25 protein-coding genes and 3 pseudogenes are annotated in these 18,271 nt (G+C 51.2%); 5 read left to right on the top strand and 23 right to left on the bottom strand.

Translation table 11 applies throughout. From position 1 onward, the window contains the following. Positions 1 to 20 precede the first annotated feature (20 nt). From BFV63_RS22575 to BFV63_RS09900, 5 genes and pseudogenes are all read right to left on the bottom strand, one after another. Positions 21 to 2,120, bottom strand: a complete 2,100-nt coding sequence (locus BFV63_RS22575; RefSeq protein ID WP_081329668.1) for a tail fiber/spike domain-containing protein — start codon at positions 2,118 to 2,120, stop codon at positions 21 to 23. Between the two features lie 58 nt (positions 2,121 to 2,178). Next, positions 2,179 to 2,358, bottom strand: a pseudogene (locus BFV63_RS23565) (hypothetical protein); the annotation flags it as partial. Then, a pseudogene (locus BFV63_RS09910) lies at positions 2,355 to 2,972 on the bottom strand (anti-CBASS protein Acb1 family protein); the annotation flags it as partial. The pseudogenes BFV63_RS09910 and BFV63_RS23565, both read right to left, overlap by 4 nt. Positions 2,973 to 2,987: 15 nt before the next feature. After that, a complete protein-coding gene (locus tag BFV63_RS09905; RefSeq protein ID WP_060614618.1) occupies positions 2,988 to 4,466 on the bottom strand; it encodes a phage terminase large subunit family protein in 1,479 nt (492 codons plus the stop codon). After that, positions 4,453 to 5,025 (bottom strand): terminase small subunit, encoded by a 573-nt coding sequence (locus BFV63_RS09900; protein WP_023296432.1) that lies wholly within the window; start codon positions 5,023 to 5,025, stop codon positions 4,453 to 4,455. The genes BFV63_RS09905 and BFV63_RS09900 overlap by 14 nt, the downstream gene beginning before the upstream one ends. Positions 5,026 to 5,047: 22 nt before the next feature. On the opposite strand from BFV63_RS09900, the gene BFV63_RS09895 reads away from it, so the two are divergent. Then, complete coding sequence (locus tag BFV63_RS09895) at positions 5,048 to 5,488, top strand: hypothetical protein (protein ID WP_032617987.1); 441 nt, start codon at positions 5,048 to 5,050, stop codon at positions 5,486 to 5,488. A 91-nt stretch (positions 5,489 to 5,579) separates the two neighbouring features. Here BFV63_RS09895 and BFV63_RS09890 read toward each other — a convergent pair whose 3' ends face one another. From BFV63_RS09890 to BFV63_RS09840, 12 genes are all read right to left on the bottom strand, one after another. Next, entirely contained in the window at positions 5,580 to 6,134 is a 555-nt protein-coding gene (locus tag BFV63_RS09890) for a hypothetical protein (protein ID WP_045892351.1), read from the bottom strand. 49 nt (positions 6,135 to 6,183) lie between these two features. Continuing rightward, positions 6,184 to 6,717 carry a Rha family transcriptional regulator gene (locus BFV63_RS09885; protein ID WP_045332076.1) on the bottom strand — a complete coding sequence of 178 codons (534 nt, stop codon included), beginning with the start codon at positions 6,715 to 6,717 and terminating at the stop codon, positions 6,184 to 6,186. A gap of 142 nt (positions 6,718 to 6,859) precedes the next feature. Beyond that, entirely contained in the window at positions 6,860 to 7,030 is a 171-nt protein-coding gene (gene lysC / locus BFV63_RS23560) for an Rz1-like lysis system protein LysC (RefSeq protein ID WP_418744671.1), read from the bottom strand. Continuing rightward, a complete protein-coding gene (locus tag BFV63_RS09880) occupies positions 7,014 to 7,400 on the bottom strand; it encodes a DUF2570 family protein (RefSeq protein WP_045892349.1) in 387 nt (128 codons plus the stop codon). The genes lysC and BFV63_RS09880 overlap by 17 nt, the downstream gene beginning before the upstream one ends. Beyond that, positions 7,397 to 7,837, bottom strand: a complete 441-nt coding sequence (locus BFV63_RS09875; RefSeq protein ID WP_045892348.1) for a lysozyme — start codon at positions 7,835 to 7,837, stop codon at positions 7,397 to 7,399. The genes BFV63_RS09880 and BFV63_RS09875 overlap by 4 nt, the downstream gene beginning before the upstream one ends. Positions 7,838 to 7,840: 3 nt before the next feature. Beyond that, the gene (locus tag BFV63_RS09870) at positions 7,841 to 8,116 is read right to left on the bottom strand and encodes a phage holin family protein (protein WP_001514184.1); all 276 of its coding nucleotides are present in this window, start codon (positions 8,114 to 8,116) and stop codon (positions 7,841 to 7,843) included. Continuing rightward, on the bottom strand, positions 8,113 to 8,514 hold the full coding sequence (locus tag BFV63_RS09865) for a putative holin (RefSeq protein WP_001514183.1): 402 nt from the start codon (positions 8,512 to 8,514) through the stop codon (positions 8,113 to 8,115). Before BFV63_RS09865 ends, BFV63_RS09870 begins: the two co-directional genes overlap by 4 nt. An 862-nt stretch (positions 8,515 to 9,376) precedes the next feature. Then, positions 9,377 to 10,066, bottom strand: coding sequence for a bacteriophage antitermination protein Q (locus tag BFV63_RS09855; RefSeq protein ID WP_069597518.1), 690 nt, complete (start codon positions 10,064 to 10,066; stop codon positions 9,377 to 9,379). Then, positions 10,063 to 10,203, bottom strand: coding sequence for a YlcG family protein (locus tag BFV63_RS23035; RefSeq protein ID WP_045324601.1), 141 nt, complete (start codon positions 10,201 to 10,203; stop codon positions 10,063 to 10,065). Before BFV63_RS23035 ends, BFV63_RS09855 begins: the two co-directional genes overlap by 4 nt. Beyond that, complete coding sequence (locus tag BFV63_RS09850) at positions 10,200 to 10,841, bottom strand: recombination protein NinG (RefSeq protein ID WP_045340914.1); 642 nt, start codon at positions 10,839 to 10,841, stop codon at positions 10,200 to 10,202. Before BFV63_RS09850 ends, BFV63_RS23035 begins: the two co-directional genes overlap by 4 nt. Then, positions 10,834 to 11,004 (bottom strand): NinE family protein, encoded by a 171-nt coding sequence (locus tag BFV63_RS09845; protein ID WP_045340912.1) that lies wholly within the window; start codon positions 11,002 to 11,004, stop codon positions 10,834 to 10,836. The genes BFV63_RS09850 and BFV63_RS09845 overlap by 8 nt, the downstream gene beginning before the upstream one ends. Beyond that, positions 11,004 to 11,459 (bottom strand): YbcN family protein, encoded by a 456-nt coding sequence (locus BFV63_RS09840; RefSeq protein WP_069597517.1) that lies wholly within the window; start codon positions 11,457 to 11,459, stop codon positions 11,004 to 11,006. Before BFV63_RS09840 ends, BFV63_RS09845 begins: the two co-directional genes overlap by 1 nt. A gap of 361 nt (positions 11,460 to 11,820) precedes the next feature. Between BFV63_RS09840 and BFV63_RS09835 the strand changes: the two genes are divergently transcribed. Next, positions 11,821 to 12,258: a hypothetical protein gene (locus BFV63_RS09835; RefSeq protein ID WP_048981893.1), complete on the top strand. Its 438-nt coding sequence runs from the start codon at positions 11,821 to 11,823 to the stop codon at positions 12,256 to 12,258. Here the strand turns inward: BFV63_RS09835 and BFV63_RS23030 are convergent. From BFV63_RS23030 to BFV63_RS09805, 6 genes are read right to left on the bottom strand one after another with little or no spacing between them, the layout of a single operon-like run. Continuing rightward, entirely contained in the window at positions 12,239 to 13,180 is a 942-nt protein-coding gene (locus tag BFV63_RS23030) for a DUF551 domain-containing protein (protein WP_069597516.1), read from the bottom strand. The two genes, BFV63_RS09835 and BFV63_RS23030, sit on opposite strands and share 20 nt — an antisense overlap. Positions 13,181 to 13,183: 3 nt before the next feature. Continuing rightward, on the bottom strand, positions 13,184 to 13,465 hold the full coding sequence (locus BFV63_RS09825; RefSeq protein WP_069597515.1) for a hypothetical protein: 282 nt from the start codon (positions 13,463 to 13,465) through the stop codon (positions 13,184 to 13,186). Between the two features lie 2 nt (positions 13,466 to 13,467). Then, complete coding sequence (locus tag BFV63_RS22560) at positions 13,468 to 13,878, bottom strand: ead/Ea22-like family protein (RefSeq protein ID WP_081329667.1); 411 nt, start codon at positions 13,876 to 13,878, stop codon at positions 13,468 to 13,470. After that, entirely contained in the window at positions 13,875 to 14,171 is a 297-nt protein-coding gene (locus tag BFV63_RS09815) for a DUF4406 domain-containing protein (RefSeq protein WP_017693170.1), read from the bottom strand. Before BFV63_RS09815 ends, BFV63_RS22560 begins: the two co-directional genes overlap by 4 nt. After that, entirely contained in the window at positions 14,168 to 14,512 is a 345-nt protein-coding gene (locus tag BFV63_RS09810; protein WP_058686191.1) for an ArsR/SmtB family transcription factor, read from the bottom strand. The genes BFV63_RS09815 and BFV63_RS09810 overlap by 4 nt, the downstream gene beginning before the upstream one ends. Beyond that, a complete protein-coding gene (locus tag BFV63_RS09805; protein WP_069597514.1) occupies positions 14,509 to 15,327 on the bottom strand; it encodes an ATP-binding protein in 819 nt (272 codons plus the stop codon). The genes BFV63_RS09810 and BFV63_RS09805 overlap by 4 nt, the downstream gene beginning before the upstream one ends. Between BFV63_RS09805 and xisR the strand changes: the two genes are divergently transcribed. The 3 genes and pseudogenes from xisR to malX form a co-directional block, all read left to right on the top strand. Further along, positions 15,321 to 15,500, top strand: coding sequence for an excisionase family protein (xisR, locus tag BFV63_RS22555; RefSeq protein WP_080471841.1), 180 nt, complete (start codon positions 15,321 to 15,323; stop codon positions 15,498 to 15,500). The two genes, BFV63_RS09805 and xisR, sit on opposite strands and share 7 nt — an antisense overlap. A gap of 32 nt (positions 15,501 to 15,532) precedes the next feature. After that, positions 15,533 to 16,813: a site-specific integrase gene (locus BFV63_RS09800; protein ID WP_069597513.1), complete on the top strand. Its 1,281-nt coding sequence runs from the start codon at positions 15,533 to 15,535 to the stop codon at positions 16,811 to 16,813. 44 nt (positions 16,814 to 16,857) lie between these two features. Continuing rightward, positions 16,858 to 18,264 (top strand): annotated as a pseudogene (malX, locus tag BFV63_RS09795) (maltose/glucose-specific PTS transporter subunit IIBC); the annotation flags it as partial. Between the last annotated feature and the right edge of the window lie 7 nt (positions 18,265 to 18,271).

Here is an 18,271-nt window from a genome sequence, read left to right as displayed (position 1 = left end):
GCCCTATTGGGCTCTATTTTTCATGATGCTATTGTAAACTTAGTTGAAACTAAGCCTTTAGGTGCTTTGTAAGAGCCGCCAGAATATTCTATATAAGACATATCCACGTCAACAGCAACAAAAGCCTCCAGTGACTCCCAACCAGCTAAAGTTAGAATAATCCTTCCGTCAGTTTCACATCTAACAGATGGAGTCATCGCTACTCCAACACCATAATATTTAGTTGTTGCTCCAGATAATGTCGGAGTGCTTGGCGTGGATCCTTGCTGTAACTGACCAGTGATAACCCCTCCCCAAGTATTTGTCGATGCCGATGCTGGTGATGTCGCTCTAATTGTTATCTCTAGCATGCATATTGTTCTATATGTGCTCATGGTACCAATGGTAAAGCTAGATGCGTCTGAGGATGATTTATTTATCAAAACTGACGATGATAGTGATTGATATGCATTCTGAACGGCATTGATTGTTGTATAATCCTTTAGGTAACAATTTCTGAAGAGTACCTTATCCCCATAAGACGACGAATTAAGGGTCATTTCTGGTGATGATACATTATCAATAACAATTTGATCTGGGGAATTTACTGCGCCTAGTAATTGATTGGCATTTAAATACAATGCACCCCCATTTATTTTTCTCACCACAAGATCTTTTAAATAGAAATTTGTAATGTTATCACCGGCTACCCAATTATTCCCATCATTGTAGTTAAAAGTAAATGCTTGATTGGACGCATCTCCGCCGCCGAGCTCAATTCTTCCTTTGATAACTATATTTGAGTATGTGTAGCCTCTTGGGGTCATATCCCCTGAAGTTTCATCAATCATTTTAGTAGTACCTATCACACTCCCCCAATTCCCACCAACAACATCATAATCTATTGTGATATTTCGCATCACTCCTGAGATAAGTGGCTCTGTTATTGAGCTGTCCCACCCCCAATCCAACCATATTGGTGCTACACGATAAGGAAGTGTGTATCGCCCTGTGCTCCGATATTTATACTTAACATATAAATTACTAACCTGATTATCCATATTTCCATTAAAGAAATACATCTTTATGGGGGTACCCTGTTGGGTGTCAACGGCGTCGACAGTGATCTGTCCACCAGAACAGTTATTTTGAAGGAAGAAATCCCTGCGGCATCCATTGTTTTTTGTATTGATATCTACCAACCCTATATTGCTCATAAGATGAGGGTAGCGGGTGTCATTATTTACACTACGAGAATAGAGATTTTTTACATTAGTACATTCGTAACCCTGATAGCACTTGCTAGTCTTACCGATAAATGTGAAGTTATCGCATCCATTCAGGCGCAGTGGGGTCAGTCCGCGCTTATCATCACCCACATACTCAAGGGTGGAAGATGCATCCACTTCAAACACCAGATTGGTGATATTCGTCAGGTCGAACACGCGCGTCAGGTCAAATGCACCGGAGTAAAGCAGGGTGTCCCTGATAACCAGTCCGCGGATTTCAAGCCAGTCCATATTGCTCAGGGTTACGATCGTACCTAAGCCACCGCTACCTGGGCCAAAGTTCACAACCTGGTCAAAAATAATTTCAACGTTTTTTAGGTTATTAGATGTGATGTAAGACTGCAAAGATTGCAGCGTACCGAATCGGGAGAAGTAAAGGACACGTTTATTTACAACCGAATCAAGAGCATCTTTTACTGTAGATGAGCCGTAGCCGACCAGACTTGCCTTTTCACCGCTGGCAAGATCAGTTCTTAGTGATGCATCGCCTACGCTAAGCCATGCACCAGGTCCGATTCCTCCTGATGTTTCCGGCGTAGAGCCAGGTGCTACGCTCTTTGGTAACTCGCCATCCCAACGATAATATTCGCCGGTAGCCTCATAGCGTAGCACCTGATTAGGAAGCGTAAGATTATTCCCATCTTCGAAGCTATCAAGAGTGATATACCCGAGGCTTGAAATAGCCGTTGATGCTGTGTAATTGATGCCAGCAATTGTCCAGTGCTGATTACCAAACCTGTCAGTGTATTTATGAGCAGGTGATGTAACGAACTCATCAATTTTCCCGGCGTTAAACTTCAGATCGCGCGGTGATTCGCTTGGGACAGGCAAATTGGTAGGTTGAGTAGTCATATTAGTTCCATAAAAAAACCCGGCACGGTGGCCGGGTTCGGTTGGTCGGGGGCGGTTCTTATTGGTAGATGGCGTCGCTGTACTCCGCGACGGTCAGAGATACCGTGTTGTCTGTGTTCGGTTTGATGCTGTTGACCGTCCATAGTTGACTGTCCAGTTCCTCCACTGTCGCAATGAGGTAGCGCGACGGGAGCTGCACAGTGTCTCCGTTCCATATATTGAGCTGAATGTCGGGTAGTCGCCCAAGATGAAGACGCGATCAGGATGCACAAAGCGCTGATTCGTCCCGCCATTTGGCAGGCTCTCAACGTATTTCCACTGCTTTGGCTGACCGTAGTCTGCCGAATTCTCGTCAGTTACCCATTGACTGACAGTTAACGAACCGGCCCATGCGATCGTAACCTTTTTTAGTGACTTCCCACGAACAACCGGCTGGTCCCACTTTCTGGAGTCATTGATGTGCAGCAGGATACCAGCATAGCGACCGACCAGGCGGCGGCGGTCTGCTTCAGCAAAAGCCCGCCAAAGGCGCTTTGTGAATACCTTTTTGGTCTTCTTCTCCCAATCCGTCTCATCCTTGCTCTCGTCGGCATCGTCACCCTCGATGATTTCCGGGTTAGTCTGCCAGCACTTGCCCACCAGCTTCTCTACTGCGCCGTGTGCTATGCCACCGCGGCGATAGAGCGCATAGAGATTTTCGTAGGTTACCTGTTCAGGGAAGCCATACTCGCACCATGCTGAGTGGCGCTTATTGTCCAGCCCCATTGTTGGGGCCAGCATCCCCATACGGGCGCGCGCCATCCGCGCATCATTCAACGCATGGTTGACGGCGAGAGTTAATTTGTCAGTCATGGTTTGTCCGTTTGGTTAGCGAAGGCGTTTCGGAATCATCATCCCCACAGGTTGCGATCCATTCAGTTCAGTCAGTGCGTAAACCATCGCATCGAGGCGGTCAGGTGATTTCTTCGCGGTGGCGGGGATGTATTCCATCAACTGGTTTTCCAACACGTAGAGGTTGCCGTGATTTGCCACTCGCCCCTGTTCGTAGAGCGCCGATATCGGCTCCGCGCGGGCATACTTACCTTTGCTGGCATGGACACGAATGATGCGACCCTTGAACCCGGCATTGCGGAGTGTCTCCTCCGCCATGTCGCCGCCCTGGTTCGTCTCAATGACTATCGCGTCTGCTTCGTGTTGCTCATAAGCCGATATGGCTTTCTTGGCCCATCCAGCTGGTGAATATTTGCCGCTGTAATCGCCATCCACAGAGAACTGCTTTTTGTCACCGGCACCATATGAGCTGGCAGTAACAATGCCTGTTTCATCGCTTTCATCGCTGTTTGTTGCCTGTGGGTCAATCGCCACGACAGTGCGAACCTTATCGTGGTGAATTTGCAGCTCGCGTGCCGCGCTTATCATCCCCTCTGTCCACAGAGCGCCTTCAGCGTTAAACCTGCGAGGCTTCTGCATGTACTGCGCTTCGGCGGTTCGCCGGTGCGAAAACAGGGATATACGGTGCGATTCGTTATGCTTGAACGGCCAAAGCCAGCCATCAGGTAAGCCGTGGTCAATCGGTATAGCGTGTGAGTTTTCAGGGTACTGCGCTGCGTATGGCTGACTACTGTCGATAATCACCGGCAGATTCAGGTGATGCCATTTCTCACCACTCCCGCCCCGCAGAAGATAGCCGCTCAGGTCGTGGTAATGGATCCGCTGCATGATGACAATCATCGGCGTCGTCTCGATCGCCAGTCGTGATTTGATTGTCTCGTTAAAGCGGTTGTTGACCCCGTCGCGGACGATCTCTGAGTAAGCGTCATCTGGCTTAACCGGGTCATCGATAATCAGCGCGCCCTGCCAGCCCGGCTCCATGTGTCCGGCACGAAATCCGGTAACCTGTCCGGCAGCTGACGACGCGTAAACGCCGCCACCGTGTTCAGTCCACCACATCGCCTTACTGTCAGCGTCATCGCGCAGCACCATCGGCCACATTGACTGGTAGGCCTGCGACTTAATCATGCCGCGCGCGGTTGAGGAGTTCAGCAGTGCCAGGTTGTGCGAGTAGGACAGGTGCATGAAGCGGGCCCGGCAGTTCAGCGCCAGTCCGCGCCCCATCATATTGATGGTTGCCAGCTCCGTCTTCGTGTACCCAGGCGGGACGTTGATGATCAGGCGCTGAATCTCACCATCAATGACGCGATCCAGCGTTTGCTGAATCACCTTGTGGTGAGGCGCGACAATCATCTTTCCGCCGGTGCGCTGCTTGAAGAAGTAACGAGCGTAATAGAGCCCGTCCTCTTCGCATTCAACCTTACGGGCGTAAGCCTTTTGCTCAGCAGTCGTCATCCTCCAACATCTCCCGCCGGGCAGCCTTATACTCTTCTTTGGTCAGTGTAGCCATTTCGATTGGCCCACCATTCTTGCCTGTATGCTCATGAGTGGCCTGCTCTTTGAAAGCCATTACATCTATGTGCTTCCCAAGCAGTTCGAGGTTTTTGACTTTATCCGGCCACTTAATTTTCTTGAGAAGCCCGACCATCTCACGCTCTTCCCCGCGGCCTTCAAACATCTCAGCCACATCGAAGCCGCTAAGATATCTCCGCCAGGATGAAGGCCACTCGCTTACTGGCTTCAGACTCATGTCGTCTTTGAGGATGTCGAGCACGTCCATCTGGTCAATCTCAACGAGACGATTCAGGACGTAAGTCGCATTTATACCAACCAGATCATTGCGTTGTGCTTTAAGTTCGGCAATTCTGGACTGGATGTCAGGTTTTGACAGGTTTTCGGACGCAGTGCGGTTAGCTGTCTTTGCGCTGTACCCCGCCCGAATAGCCGCTTGCGTGGCGTTTAAGTCGATGAGGTACTCGCGACAGAACATTTCTTGTTTGTCGGTGAGTGCCATGTTTTATTCCAAAGGATTGAGTATGTCAGAAATTGTTAAACGCTCTTCTAAAAGCGCTGGGGATGCAGGTGAATACTTCATTGCCTATATGCTGTCACGCCTGGGAATATCCGCAGCACTAACAACGAGTGGTTCTAGCGCTGTAGATATAATTGCCACTATTGACGGTTCAAAGAGTATCAGTATTCAGGTTAAAGGCTCTTGGGCAAGAAGCCAGCCACGTCAATGGATGGTCGGCAAGCACATGCCTGCTGCCTCTCCTGATTTCTTTTACGTGTTCTGCAATATGTCTGAAGATATAGCCAATAAAACCTTTCCCGAAGTTTTCATCGTTCCGAGCGAAGTAGTCGCCAGCCATGCCACCTGGCATCACAGTGCCCCCCTATTCAAAATAAGCAAAGCTGATGAGGGGCAGTATCTTGACCGTTGGGATTACATAGCCGAGGCATTACTAGCAAAGTAATTACATACCAGCGCCAGAGCTTTTGCATAAAGCCATTACGATGGGTCTGCCCATGGTGATGGCAATAAAAAACCGCCCGGAGGCGGTTAAATCAAATCTTCAGCTTATTTCTAATGTGTTCTTTCATGATTAGCATATGCTCTTCTAAATCTATTGAGGACTGGTTAATAATCCTTGAGCTTTCTTCGACATCGGTGATTAAACCCCTACGGTACTTTTCGTAGAGTTCATTGCATTTTTTCATCTCAGACTGAATCAATCCAATGCGCGGGGTAAGCTCATAAAAATAGATGTGCAACAAGGATTCTAAACGATCAAAAACTCCAGGGCCGAGCGATATAGTATTGATGTAATCATTGAATCCATCCCACTCACGCTGGCTCTTGATATACCTTATCTGAGCCATTTGGATCAGAAACAGCATCTTCTCCCAGCGACAGCAGAGAGTGTATAACTCCTCACCTTTATCCCTGACAACTTTCGAAGATTCCTTACTCGCCTCATATTGGACTTGTTTCTGCCATCTTTCATCGGCGAAATGATTGGCAAGAAGCGCCCCGCCAAATGCACCAACAAGCCCTACGATTGGCGTAATAATATCTCGCCATGGGAAGGATATAACTGAGGTTGATAGTGATCCGGACATTAACCCTCCTTATCAAGAGAGATAATGTTACACCATTTAACTATTCCATTTACGGTTTAAAATAGTTACCAGCCAAAAGTTCTGGTTGCGTCACCTGCATGATGTGCTCATGCTCGAGTTCCAGAACTCGCTTTTCTTTCTTCCGCTCGTTCATCAAACGGCTTCCGATCGTGCCTTTCAGCTTTGAGCGCGTTTCTTTGATGGCGTAGCGATGCTGCAATTCTTCACCCATCGCCATGCGCCGGTTTAGCTGCTCGGCCATCCAGTTGAAGGCATTGATGTAACACTCCTTCACTGCGGCAGCTGTTTTGCCAGTGAATCCCATCACTAGCATCATGCATCCGTCGCGAGTGATGTTATACATAGGCTGAACATCGCCATTTTTATCAATGAAATCAATGGGCGCAAAATTGCGCTGGGTGAAGTCATCGGAGCATTTCAGGTTACGTATGGCACGCAAAACGTCTTTGTGTCGCTTGCCAAAGTAATCCGCCACCTTGAGTGATGTGGTGATTATCTTGTTGTCGAGGGTCGTGACCATTTCGCGGAAGTCGAAGGCCGGAATAACTGACGGATTATTCATAGCGTCTTTACCTTTTAGAAAGTGAGCCTGTCTCACAGAAAAGCCGCCCGAGAGAGGTCGCCACCTATAACGGCTTTTCTCAGGCTCGCTTACTGAAAGGCTCTCGTTGATGTGCGCGTGAGATGCGCATAAAAAAGCCCCGCTATTGCGAGGTTCTTGATGATTCGATTTTCCTGATTGCTGCCTTATCCAGATTGCACTGCCCCAGCGCCGTGTAGAGCTGAGCGTTTAACTCGAGACTTGCCTGCCATGTGAACGGAACCACCATTCCGGGGATCGGTGTGTCTGCGGTCAGGTCAGCGCTTATCGGCACCACTGGGGCTGGCACGTAAACTGTCTGCGTATTCCCGCAGGCTGTCAGCAGCGGCAGAAGGAACGAGCTGGTTAGCACACGGATCGCCTTCAAGCGCCTGCCTGATGTAGACGATGCGCGTCTCGCCCTTTTGAGCCAGTTCGTTCTTTGCATTCTTGGTAGCCTGTGAGATGTCACGGATGAGGTTCATCGTGGTGATCACGTTGCTGGTGATCACCTCCGATGTTTCTGCACGGACCGTCGCCTTATCGCGCTGGTCTTTGTAGGTGACGGCGTTGTCGCGGTAGTGGTTCACCAAGAACGCCAGCACACCGATTAACGCCATCACCAGCAACTGCAACCAGTAGCGCTTGACCAGCGCGCCGATCATGACAGGAACAGAGCGCGCTCCGCCTCACGCCGACGGGTCAGCCCATTCAGGACCTTGCCACCTGCTTTATTCCAGCGAAGGAACTCATCGGCGGCGCCAGCGTAATCACCGGCGTTGAGTTTTCGCAGAAGAGTCGATGTCGACAATGACCTGGATCCGAGGTTATACGTGAACGACACCAGGGCGTCGAATTGCCCCTGAGTCAAGCCGACTTTAACCAGGCGGGACACATCGTTTTCATAGCTGACCAGCCCGGTCTTCAGCAGACGTTCTGCTGTTTCCTGCTTAATCGTCATCCCGGCGCGGATTGGTTTGCCGTCGACAGGCTGAGTCCAGCCATAGCCGATCGTCCATACACCGACGCTGTCCTGGTACGCGGTGAGTTTGCAGCCTTCGAATTGCTTTATCAGGGCTATCCCCTTTTCGCTGGTTTGCATGGACTACTCCGTTATAACGACCTTCGCCAGGTTACCGCGCGCCAGCCAAACCGCCATGCAGATGACGGAGTTAAGCAGCAGATCGCCGAGGTTAACCTGAACGTAGTGGCCGAGCAGAATGTTGAAGGCATTGAATCCGGCGGCAAGGATGACCAGATAGGCCAGCACCGCGACACTCAGGCGATGACGCTTTCCCTCCTTCCGGAAAAACATCAGCCTGACCATGATTAACAGGCAAACTATGGCGTTTGCATCCATCAGAAGAAGCTGCCATGTCATTTATCTTCCTCCCCCAGCCCCGGCATCTTCCCGCTTTTGGATTTGCGGAGAATACGCAGCAGGACTGCCACGGAAATGGAAGCAGTGACAATTGCACCGACAGCTGGCGATACCTCAATGCTGGCCGGTGGCTTCATCAGGCTTAACGGCGTGTTGATGATTCCGGCCATGATTTTCGCCATGGGAACGGAGAAGAACACGCCACTGATAAACGATATCAGCGCAAAGATAGCCTGCTTCCAGAGTTGATGGGGATCTGAGGTCAGAACGTATAGCGCAGTTCCGGCGAGTGATCCGAGCATCACTGCTGGAGTCGCCTCCGGAAACAGCGTGGCAAAGGTTACACCGACTGATGACGATGTAAGACCAACGCCTACGATAGTGAAGGTCTCAGACATATTTATTCCGTGTGTAGTTGGTTCAGGCCCTCGGGGCGATTTAACAAGTAGGCGTGTCGATGATGGTTCCCGGAGCCTGAAAATAAAAAAGCCAGCGACAGGCTGGCAATGTGAGGGTAAGGCAATGTTGGCTCTCTGGCTGTAAATACCCTGGCTGGGTTTAGTGTGTGGCGATCGGACTCGAACCGATACTCAGGTTCAGCATTAGCATCATGCCTGACCTGCTGGCTATGCCAGTTGATGCGTTACTCTACCCATTCAACCCGCAAGCGGGAATTAAGTTACACCACAACGGACAGAGCACTGAGCATTTCGTTGGCGCTCCATGCTGCTGCGTGGGTTGGGTTATGAGCCCTTCACGCCAATGCTCTTTCCTGTTGTGCAGATACAAAAAAGGCCGCCTGAGCGACCTGTTTGTTGGTTTTCACCTTCACCGCATCATGAGCCCACGTATAAAGCCTTTGAAGCCTTCAGCGTGTCGCCTGTAATGCGATGTGCACTCATCAATGACATCATGAGCTGACACAAAACGAAGTGACTTGCTACCAACCTCTTTGTGCACTTTGTTTATGACGTTAAATATTCGAACACTAAAAGCATCATCCACCTTTCTGATTTCGTAACGATAGGTGATGTTGTTAGTGCCGCCAACGTAAAGCTGGAAGTTCTTCATGATGAGGCCTCTCTGTTTTAACTGGAGGCCACATTTTACATAAGTTAAAAATGATTTTTAACTTTTAAAGACTACTTGGTTTACATAAAGCACAATAAACAAAGCCCCGCACGATGGCGAGGCTCTTAATTCTTTGTCGACCTACGAAGCTATGGCAACGATATCAGATTTACATGAAATGTATGCTATTTAATTGACTTTTGCAATACCCTGCCGCGAAAAAGTCGCCTTTTGTTGTGATCGTGTTCTCACAGTGCAGAGAAGAGAGTCGCCATCAAGCCGCTTAAAGATGGCGCACATGGCCCGCCAGTAGTCGGCGTAGTTATGGCACCAGTTATCAGGTTTAACGCCGCACAGAGCCGCCAGGTCCTGGTGCTGATACACATCCTTACCCGCTAGCTCCGCTTTGACGTTCTGCGCCGCCAGCCAAATTAGATTCTTTAGGCGGTCCATCGTCTTGCCGGCCACCTTCTTCGCGCCGAGCTTCTCCCGGAACTCCGCCCACGCCCACTGAGTGATCGCCACCTGGTGCTCAAAGCTAACGTTCTCGCTGTAGTTCCACAGCAGCCAAGCTTTCTGGTGGTCCTCCAGCGACAGGACAGCCCGGCGCCAGGATGCGGTCACGAACTCAACTGGGCCCACCAGCGCGATGGATGAGCCCTTTGCGCGGGACTGGCTGCCGCTCATCGGCGGGCCTTCAGGGTTGACCATACGCTGCTTATCTTTGTCGAATACCTTTTTCCGTCCCCTGCTGCGCGCAGTCGCGGTGAATTGCGCGTTCTCGGCGAAAGCTACCAGCTGCCCTTTCGTAGCCCCGCTCAGATCTGCGGTCGCCACAATGAGCTGCTGACGTAAGTATTCCAGTTGCTGACTGTTCATTGTGCGGCTCCTACTGGGTGATAGATACGAACGAAGTTACGGAGAATGCGGTAATCCACCAGCACGGAGCCCGGGCGGCGGTAAATCCGGAGGCGCTGCCAGCGCGCTCGGAGTATCTCGATCGTTTCTGGCTTCATGCTGCCTCCTGCTGTTTGAGTGCTTTGAGCTTGGCGCGGTACTCATCGCGGATCCGGATGAAGTCTTCCCGGCGGTAGTTGGTCATGTCGTGGGGACCTTTGAGCCAGTCGACGTATTCCTGACCGTAACGAGCGACCAGGCCAGCTTCGTATTGCTGCGCGACCGTCGCCTCTTTGGCGGTGTACTTTCCGGCTCCGGCATTACACGACTTGCACTGCTTATGGGCGTTGCGCTCTTCAAAGCGCAGTTCAGGGTTAGCACCGACTGTTTTGAAGTGGCCGCAGTCCCACTGGCCGCCATGCAGATCGGGAGGATTAGTCTCACCGCAGCTGATGCATGGCAAATCGGCATCACGCGCGCGAATGTAGGCATTGAATGCCTGCTGAGCCTGCGCTTTGTAGTAACCGGCAGGCCGTAGCTCTGCCAGACGTTCCTTGCGGCGTTTGCGCCCGGCCTTCTCTGCCTCTTTCTGCTCCTTGATGCGCTTAGCGGCGGCTTTCACCTTCTCCTTCTCGCGTTCTTCCATTGCGAGGATTGCGCCATGTTCCGGGCAGCACCAGCGGATCCGGATGTCATGGAATTTCGGCACGAAGTATTCACCGCACACTTTGCACTTACGGCGGGATGGTTTACGCATGGTTCCTCCGTGCAGCGAGACGCAGCCATTTCTGATCCACCAGGCGGGCGGTGTAGCCCTTCAATGTTGGGATATCGGACGGCTTAACCTCAGGCTTACGCTTGCGGCGCGCCGGAACGCGAAAGATTTCGTTTGTGATGACGCGGGAAAGTGGAGTTGACATCAGGCCTCCTGCTTATCGCGCAGCTGCTGGTATTCGCAACCGTTCGGAATTGTCAGGGCCAGACCGAACTGGGCGCACCACATTTCAACCTTCACCAGGAAGATATGCATTTCGCCTGTATCGAGGTCGGCGGTGTGGCGTGGCTCCCAGGTCGTGGTTTTCTCACCGGTGATGAAGTCGGTGTAGGTCACCTCTTCACAGCCGAGATAGGTTTTCTTGAGGTTGCGCTTAACCCACTCCGGAGTCGCGTCGGTACGTCCGGAGCTAACCAGGTACTCGCTGATTTCCGTGTACCACATGTGGCTGAGAGCGTTCTGCGACAGGCTGCGCTTCTCTCGCCATGGCTTAACCTGAAGGCGGAAACATTGCCCGGCATCCAGCAATGGCTGAATCTGCTGGCCTATGGCCGCGAAGTTGCCGCGATGGAGTTTGATGCCGTCTACTGGGAGAATCATACGGCCTCCTTAACGGAAACCGCAGAATGAAGAAAATCGCAGGTGCATTTCTGCATCTGTGACAAGGTGAGGAGTTCAGATTGTGGTCGCATTTAAGTCCCCTTAAATGCGCAGAAGTCACCGGAGTTGTTCAGGCTCCGATGACATGATTATGGCTGGATGATTATTGGAAATCAACGCGGGGAGAAAATCGTTTGCAAACTTTTGTTTTTAATACACTTACCTTTCTAGCTACCTGCATTCTTTCCGAGGGGATTACCTTAGGCTCCAAACCCTAACACAAATTCAATAATTCATCTCGCCTCATGGGCAATGTCTGGATTACCATGTCAGCACTAATAACTAATTAGCCTGGTGAAATATGAGCATCGTGGTATTTACCACTATCATTACTGGTGTTTGTGTCTTTGTGACGGGTCACATTCTTGTAAAGGGCATCTTGGACCCTTACCTCTCTTTCAAAGAGCAGTTGGGGATGGTCTCAGCAATTCTTTTACGGGAGCAAAACAAGATTATTAACTTAAGCGCCAGTAATGAAGTGATTGACGAAATAAAGCACGCTTCGGCCCTACTGCTTTCAAAATCTAACGCGGTCCCCCTATATGGCGCTTTCGTTAAATTACGTTTACTTCCTCAGCATAAAAGCATAATTAAAGCATCGAGAAACCTGAATCTTATAGCGAGTACTTTGGAAGGGGCGAGCAATATCACCCCCAGAAAAGACTATGTCCTCGTTAACGACTCTCTCAATGCTATAGGTCGTGATTTGAGAATCATTGTTACCTATAAAGGACTATAACAAATACATTAAAAAGAACCCCCCCCTGCTGTGGTGCTGCTGGCAGTGGCATCCAGTGGGTTATATCTACGCCCAAACGTAGATCATAGCCTTCTGCATGAACGTAGAGTTCTGCGTCGCCTTTGCCGCTGAAATTTGATGAACTAACAATCCCGCAATCTCTCAGGCCATCATCCTGGCAGAAATAGAATATCTCAGTGCCGATGCCTGGCATCCGCTCACTGCAAGCCACCCAACCATCCGGAATCACCGGAGAGTTGCTGGTAAGCGGGATGTAATCCAGCCCCCACACCGTTGAAGGGTCTTTTTTACCCAACACGAACAGTGGAGCATTACCTCGCAGACCACGATTATCATCCTGATAGTCAGCACGTAGCCAACCAATCGCCGGCAACTTGTTAGCCGTCGTTACAGGTTCGGCACCCTGAAGCATGGCGGTGACAGCGTTGATAGCCTCAACTTGAGGCATCTCCATCATGCGATGATCGCTCGTTACTATGAATGGCTCAGAGTGCTTAAGCATGGCGGCGCGACAGTCGCTGAAAGCAGACATCACCGCCAGTACACCATGATTCCATACGTGCTCGTCAATCGCATCAGACTTGCGACAGATATCAATCGCCGCATCGAATATCGCGGATTCATCAGGCATAGATACCGGTGCTGGCGGGGCGGTGTAAAGCGGCGTTACTTCTCGCAGCGGGTCGACGTAAGCATTGCCACTATCGAAGCTGACGTTGTTTTTTGCGCCGCCGCCTGACAGTAGCCACGCCACAGGCTCCACTTCGATCGATGCCAGCGCCAGCTTCATCGCAGCCAGCGCCTTTGCAGCGTCTTCGTTTACTGTGCCGGGCGTCGCATCACGCTCTTCTTCAAGCTCCGCGATTGTTTTCAGGAGCCATTCTTTGGTAAGTGTGATCATGGGTTAGCTCTCCACTTTAGCGGCATTTTTACGGTTTGAACGACACACCAGAGCCAAAAAATTCATTTCGCAAATCAGCGCTGCCCGCACTTCAGCCCGGCGACGCCCGCCTATTTTGTTGGACTTCCCAACAGAGCGTTTACGCTGACGAATTACCTTTCTTGCGTGCGCGGCCTGTACTTCATCACGCCGCTGTTTTGATGCATAAACGCCCTTTGCGGGCACTTTACGAGCCTGTTTTTGATAAGCAGTTAACAGGTCGTGTACATTTGTAAATTTAGACATGCTCACTCTCCTTTACCGGCTACGGCCAGTGCCAATTTAGACGCATCAATATTCCACTGCGCATCACCACAGCACAGAATCCCGTTTGAGGCTTCGTAGCCAAAAGCCTCTGTATGTTCGATAAAACCGTGCGCGCACTGGAGATGGTGTGATAGCTCAGCAATCCTCTTGCCTACGGCTTCCAGCTCATCCAGCAGCGCCAGCACGGTGGCGGGATTGGCCGCGGCAACAAAATCCCTGACTGGTTTGTGTTCAATTTCCGCTATTGGTTGATACGATGTGAAGCCATGCTGCTTTTCATAACTACCATTGCGAATGACGTAGAAGTCGCCATTTATTTTCTTGGCTTGCCACTTATCGCTACCAGCCTTCTCAGCAGCTTCCCGTAATGCGCGTTTGTCGATGTTGCTCATTGGGCAGCTCCTTCAAATTGGTAAGAAATTTTAATTCCCAGCTTTTTAGCCATGGCATGCTCAGCGACGGCACCTTCCGACTCTTGCCACCCATGCAGCATGTGAATGGCGTCGGCGCAGCGAAGCATCGCCAGGCAGATGTCCATATACTCACGCTGAGATAAACCATCCGGGAGCGTGGCCGGATTTAATGCCACATGACCTCCTGATAACATCTGCTGTGCTACTGCGTTAAACATCGGACGGTTGTAGTTTTCGTAACCCGTCATTGGTCCTGCGATGTAAATTTTCATACCCCTACCCTCCCCCAAACCATCAATACTCGCTTCATCGCCTGACTGTTCCGGCACTCCTGGCAGATAACGTTCGTCTCTGTGCGCTGCACCAGCTTCGAATTACCCTTCGGCATGGCCGGTATGGTTTCCGGTGCGTATTTCATGCCGTAGTTGGTCAGTCGATACAGCCGCTGGCCATGCTTGCCTTCGAACTCGATCAGGCCGTCTGCAAACAATGTGCTTAACGGGCCGGAAATCTTTTTGGTGGTCATGCCGATCATGGTGGCAATGCGAGCACTATTCAGGCCCGGGTTATTACGCAGGGCTGCAAGAATCTGCCCACGAATTGTTATGGTCATGCTGCCCCCTTAGAACGGTAAGAATCCCACGTGAATGACAGAGTGCACCCGCCTCCATCGCTCATGCGATCAAGAACACGTTCGCCGATGAATGCAGCCAGTTCTTCCCGGGTCTGGTTGCTGATCAGGATGGTTGGCTTCATCCGCTCATAACGGGTGTTGATGATTTCGAACATGATCAACTTCTCGGCGTCGCTTCCGAACTGCACGCCGACCTCGTCGATAATCAGCAGGTCTGGCTTCGTGAAGTAACGGATCACTTCGTCTTCAGTACGGCTTGACCCCTTCGACCAGGTTGACTTGTACTCCCTGGCAATTTTCAGCGCGGTGGTGAACACAGCTGAGCTTTGGTGCTCGGTGATTGCATGCCGGGCGATAGCCAATGCGAGGTGGTTCTTGCCGGTCCCAGGCTTGCCACACATCACCAGGCCGCCACCCTTCTGCAAACGCTCAGGCCAGCGGCTGGCGTATGCCTGACAGACCTTCAGGGCGCGTTTCGCTTCTTCGTTCACCGGTTCATAATTCTCCAGTGAACAGGATTCAAACCTGGCCGGGATGCTCAGTCCATCCAGCAGGCGCTCGATGTTTCTTTTGCGGGCTGCTTCGTTGATGCTAATTCTTTCCGCCTGCAAGCGGCCTAACTCCTCTTTGAGGCATTCAGGGCAGAAGCTTGGGCGCGGGGGAATTTTCACGACTGAGTTTAAGAAATGCCTGGTCCTGCATTCAAAGGGGCCATGCGTTTCGCAGTTCTCGGTGCTGATAGTTAGCTCGATATCTTCATGCTGAACTGGCGGCTGGCTCAACCGGCATGTCAAAGCACATGATTCAGCATGCTCGCCGGTCTACCTGGATGGAGGGAAAGCATTATCGCCATGTTGCCCCTGATATGGCACCTAAGCAAAACAGCCCAATCATGTATAACCGCGATGAGATAAACCACTGGATCGAGCACCAAAGCCCAGCGAAACGCCGGAGAATATCTGCTTAAATGTCCTTTGGCACATCAAACGAGGAATGATTATGGCAGCATACCCAACAGGCGTAGAGGTTCATGGCGAATCGTTACGCATATGGTTCATATATCAGGGGAAGCGTGTCAGGGAAAATCTCGGCGTTCCTGACACGCCAAAAAGCAGGAAAATGGCAGGCGAACTTCGGGCTTCAGTCTGCTTTGCGATAAAGACAGGCACATTCAATTATGCCTCGCAATTCCCTGATTCATCGAACGCAGAGAAATTCAGCACTGTCAGAAAGCAACTCTCACTACTTGAACTGAAATCGAAATGGCTTGGACTTAAAGAGATGGAGCTTAGCCTCGGGACGTTGAGGCGTTACGATTGCCACCTCACAACCACTATCGAAACAATTGGTGAGCACAGGTATATCGGCAGCCTGAACACTGAAGATATCCTTAGTGCCAGGAAGGAGCTACTGAACGGCTGGCAGAAGACCAGACATGGCCTAAATCATCCACCCAAAAAGGGAAGAAGCGTTCCTACAGTCAATAGCTATATGGCATGCCTTGGCGGGATGCTGAGCTTTGCTTTCAAAAGTGGCTACCTGAAAACCGATCTGATGGCAGGTATTACCCCTCTCGCAAAAGAAAGACCCATTCCAGATCCTCTTACTTCTGATGAGTATCAGAGAGTGGTTGCGGCCTGCCCAACGCTACAGTTTCAGAATATGGTTATCTTTGCGGTAAATACAGGCGTCAGGCATGGCGAACTAAGCGCGTTATCCTGGGAGGATGTGGATACTGTCAACTGGACTGTTACAGTGTCACGTAACTATTCCCTGAAGGGAAACTTCACCCTGCCAAAAACCAACGCCGGGATTCGAACAATACAGCTGACCCAGCCAGCAATTGATGCACTCAAGGCGCAAATGCCACTGACCAGAATGATGGCATCCCACAAGGTAAGCGTCAGCCTACGGGAATACAAAAAAAAGAGAACCGATGAATGCACCTTTATATTCTCGCCGTCCATTACTTCAATGAACGGTAAGAAGACGATGTGCTACGTCCCCGGATCCATTAATTCAGCCTGGCGCACTGCCCTGCGTCGTGCAGGCGTCCGACAAAGACGGTCTTATGAAACCAGGAACACATATGCGTGCTGGGCACTGGTCGCCGGAGCGAACCCAAATTTCGTTGCGCACCAGATGGGCCATTCGTCAGCGCAAATGCTATTCACGGTTTACGGTAAATGGATGACCGAGAATAACCATGACCAGGTGGGCATTTTGAACGCATCATTTACTCAAAATGCCCCACTGATGCCCCATAGAAAAACCGCATAACCTTAACTATCTGATTTAACATATTAATATCACTTCAATCATGATTCATCTGGATGAGCAAGGTCGGATCGTTTGCCTTTAGCTTCCTGCCGGTAATGTTCTGTATCGCCATTCCTCTGGGTCTGGCGCGCGAAAACAAAGGCGTGGCGGCGTTTGCGGGCTTCGTTGGCTATGCGGTCATGAACCTTGCGGTTAACTTCTGGCTGACCGCCAAAGGGATCCTGCCGACGACCGACGCGGCGGTACTGAAAGCCAATAACATTCAGAGCGTGATTGGTATTCAGTCCATCGATACCGGGATCCTTGGAGCCGTGATCGCGGGGGTGATTATCTGGATGCTGCACGAGCGCTTCCACAACATCCGCCTGCCCGATGCGCTGGCCTTCTTCGGCGGGACCCGCTTTGTGCCAATCATTACGCTGGTTGTGATGGGTCTGTTTGGTCTGATCATCCCTCTGATTTGGCCGATTTTTGCCATGGGGATCACCGGGATTGGCCGCATTATCAACGGCGCGGGTGATTTCGGCCCGATGATTTTCGGTACGGGTGAACGTCTGCTGCTACCGTTTGGTTTACAGCACATCCTGGTTGCCCTGATCCGCTTTACGGAAGCAGGCGGCACCATGGACGTTTGCGGTCATTCCGTTAGCGGCGCGCTGACCATCTTCCAGGCCCAGCTGAGCTGCCCGGCCACTCACGGCTTCTCTGAAAGTGCGACGCGTTTCCTTTCTCAGGGTAAAATGCCTGCCTTCCTCGGCGGCCTGCCGGGTGCTGCGCTGGCGATGTACCACTGTGCCCGTCCGGAAAATCGTCATAAAATTAAAGGTCTGCTGATCTCCGGCGTTATTGCCTGCGTGGTGGGCGGTACGACAGAACCTATCGAGTTCCTGTTCCTGTTCGTGGCACCGGTACTGTACCTCATCCACGCCGTACTGACGGGCCTGGGCTTTACCGTGATGGCTGTGCTCGGTGTGACCATCGGTAACACCGACGGTAACGTGATTGACTTCGTGGTATTCGGTATCCTGCACGGCCTGTCCACCAAGTGGTATCTGGTGCCGGTTGTGGCCGCCATCTGGTTCGCGGTTTACTACGGGATCTTCCGCTTCGCCATCACCCGCTTCAACCTGAAAACGCCTGGCCGCGATACCGATACGGCCACCAGCGTTGAACAGGCGGTGGCCGGTACCGTTGGGAAATCCGGATATAACACGCCGGCTATTCTGGCGGCGCTGGGCGGTGCGGATAATATTACCTCTCTGGATAACTGCATCACCCGCCTGCGTTTGTCGGTGGCGGACATGTCCAAAGTGGATACCAACGCACTTAAAGCTAACCGGGCTATTGGCGTAGTACAGTTAAATCAGCACAATTTGCAGGTCGTCATTGGCCCGCAGGTACAGTCAGTGAAGGATGAGCTGGCAACCCTGATGCGAACCGTCGAAGCCTGATGCCTCG

It is taken from the genome of Enterobacter hormaechei subsp. xiangfangensis (assembly GCF_001729785.1).
Taxonomy (GTDB): domain Bacteria; phylum Pseudomonadota; class Gammaproteobacteria; order Enterobacterales; family Enterobacteriaceae; genus Enterobacter; species Enterobacter hormaechei_C.
This window is presented reverse-complemented; position numbering and strand designations above follow the sequence as displayed.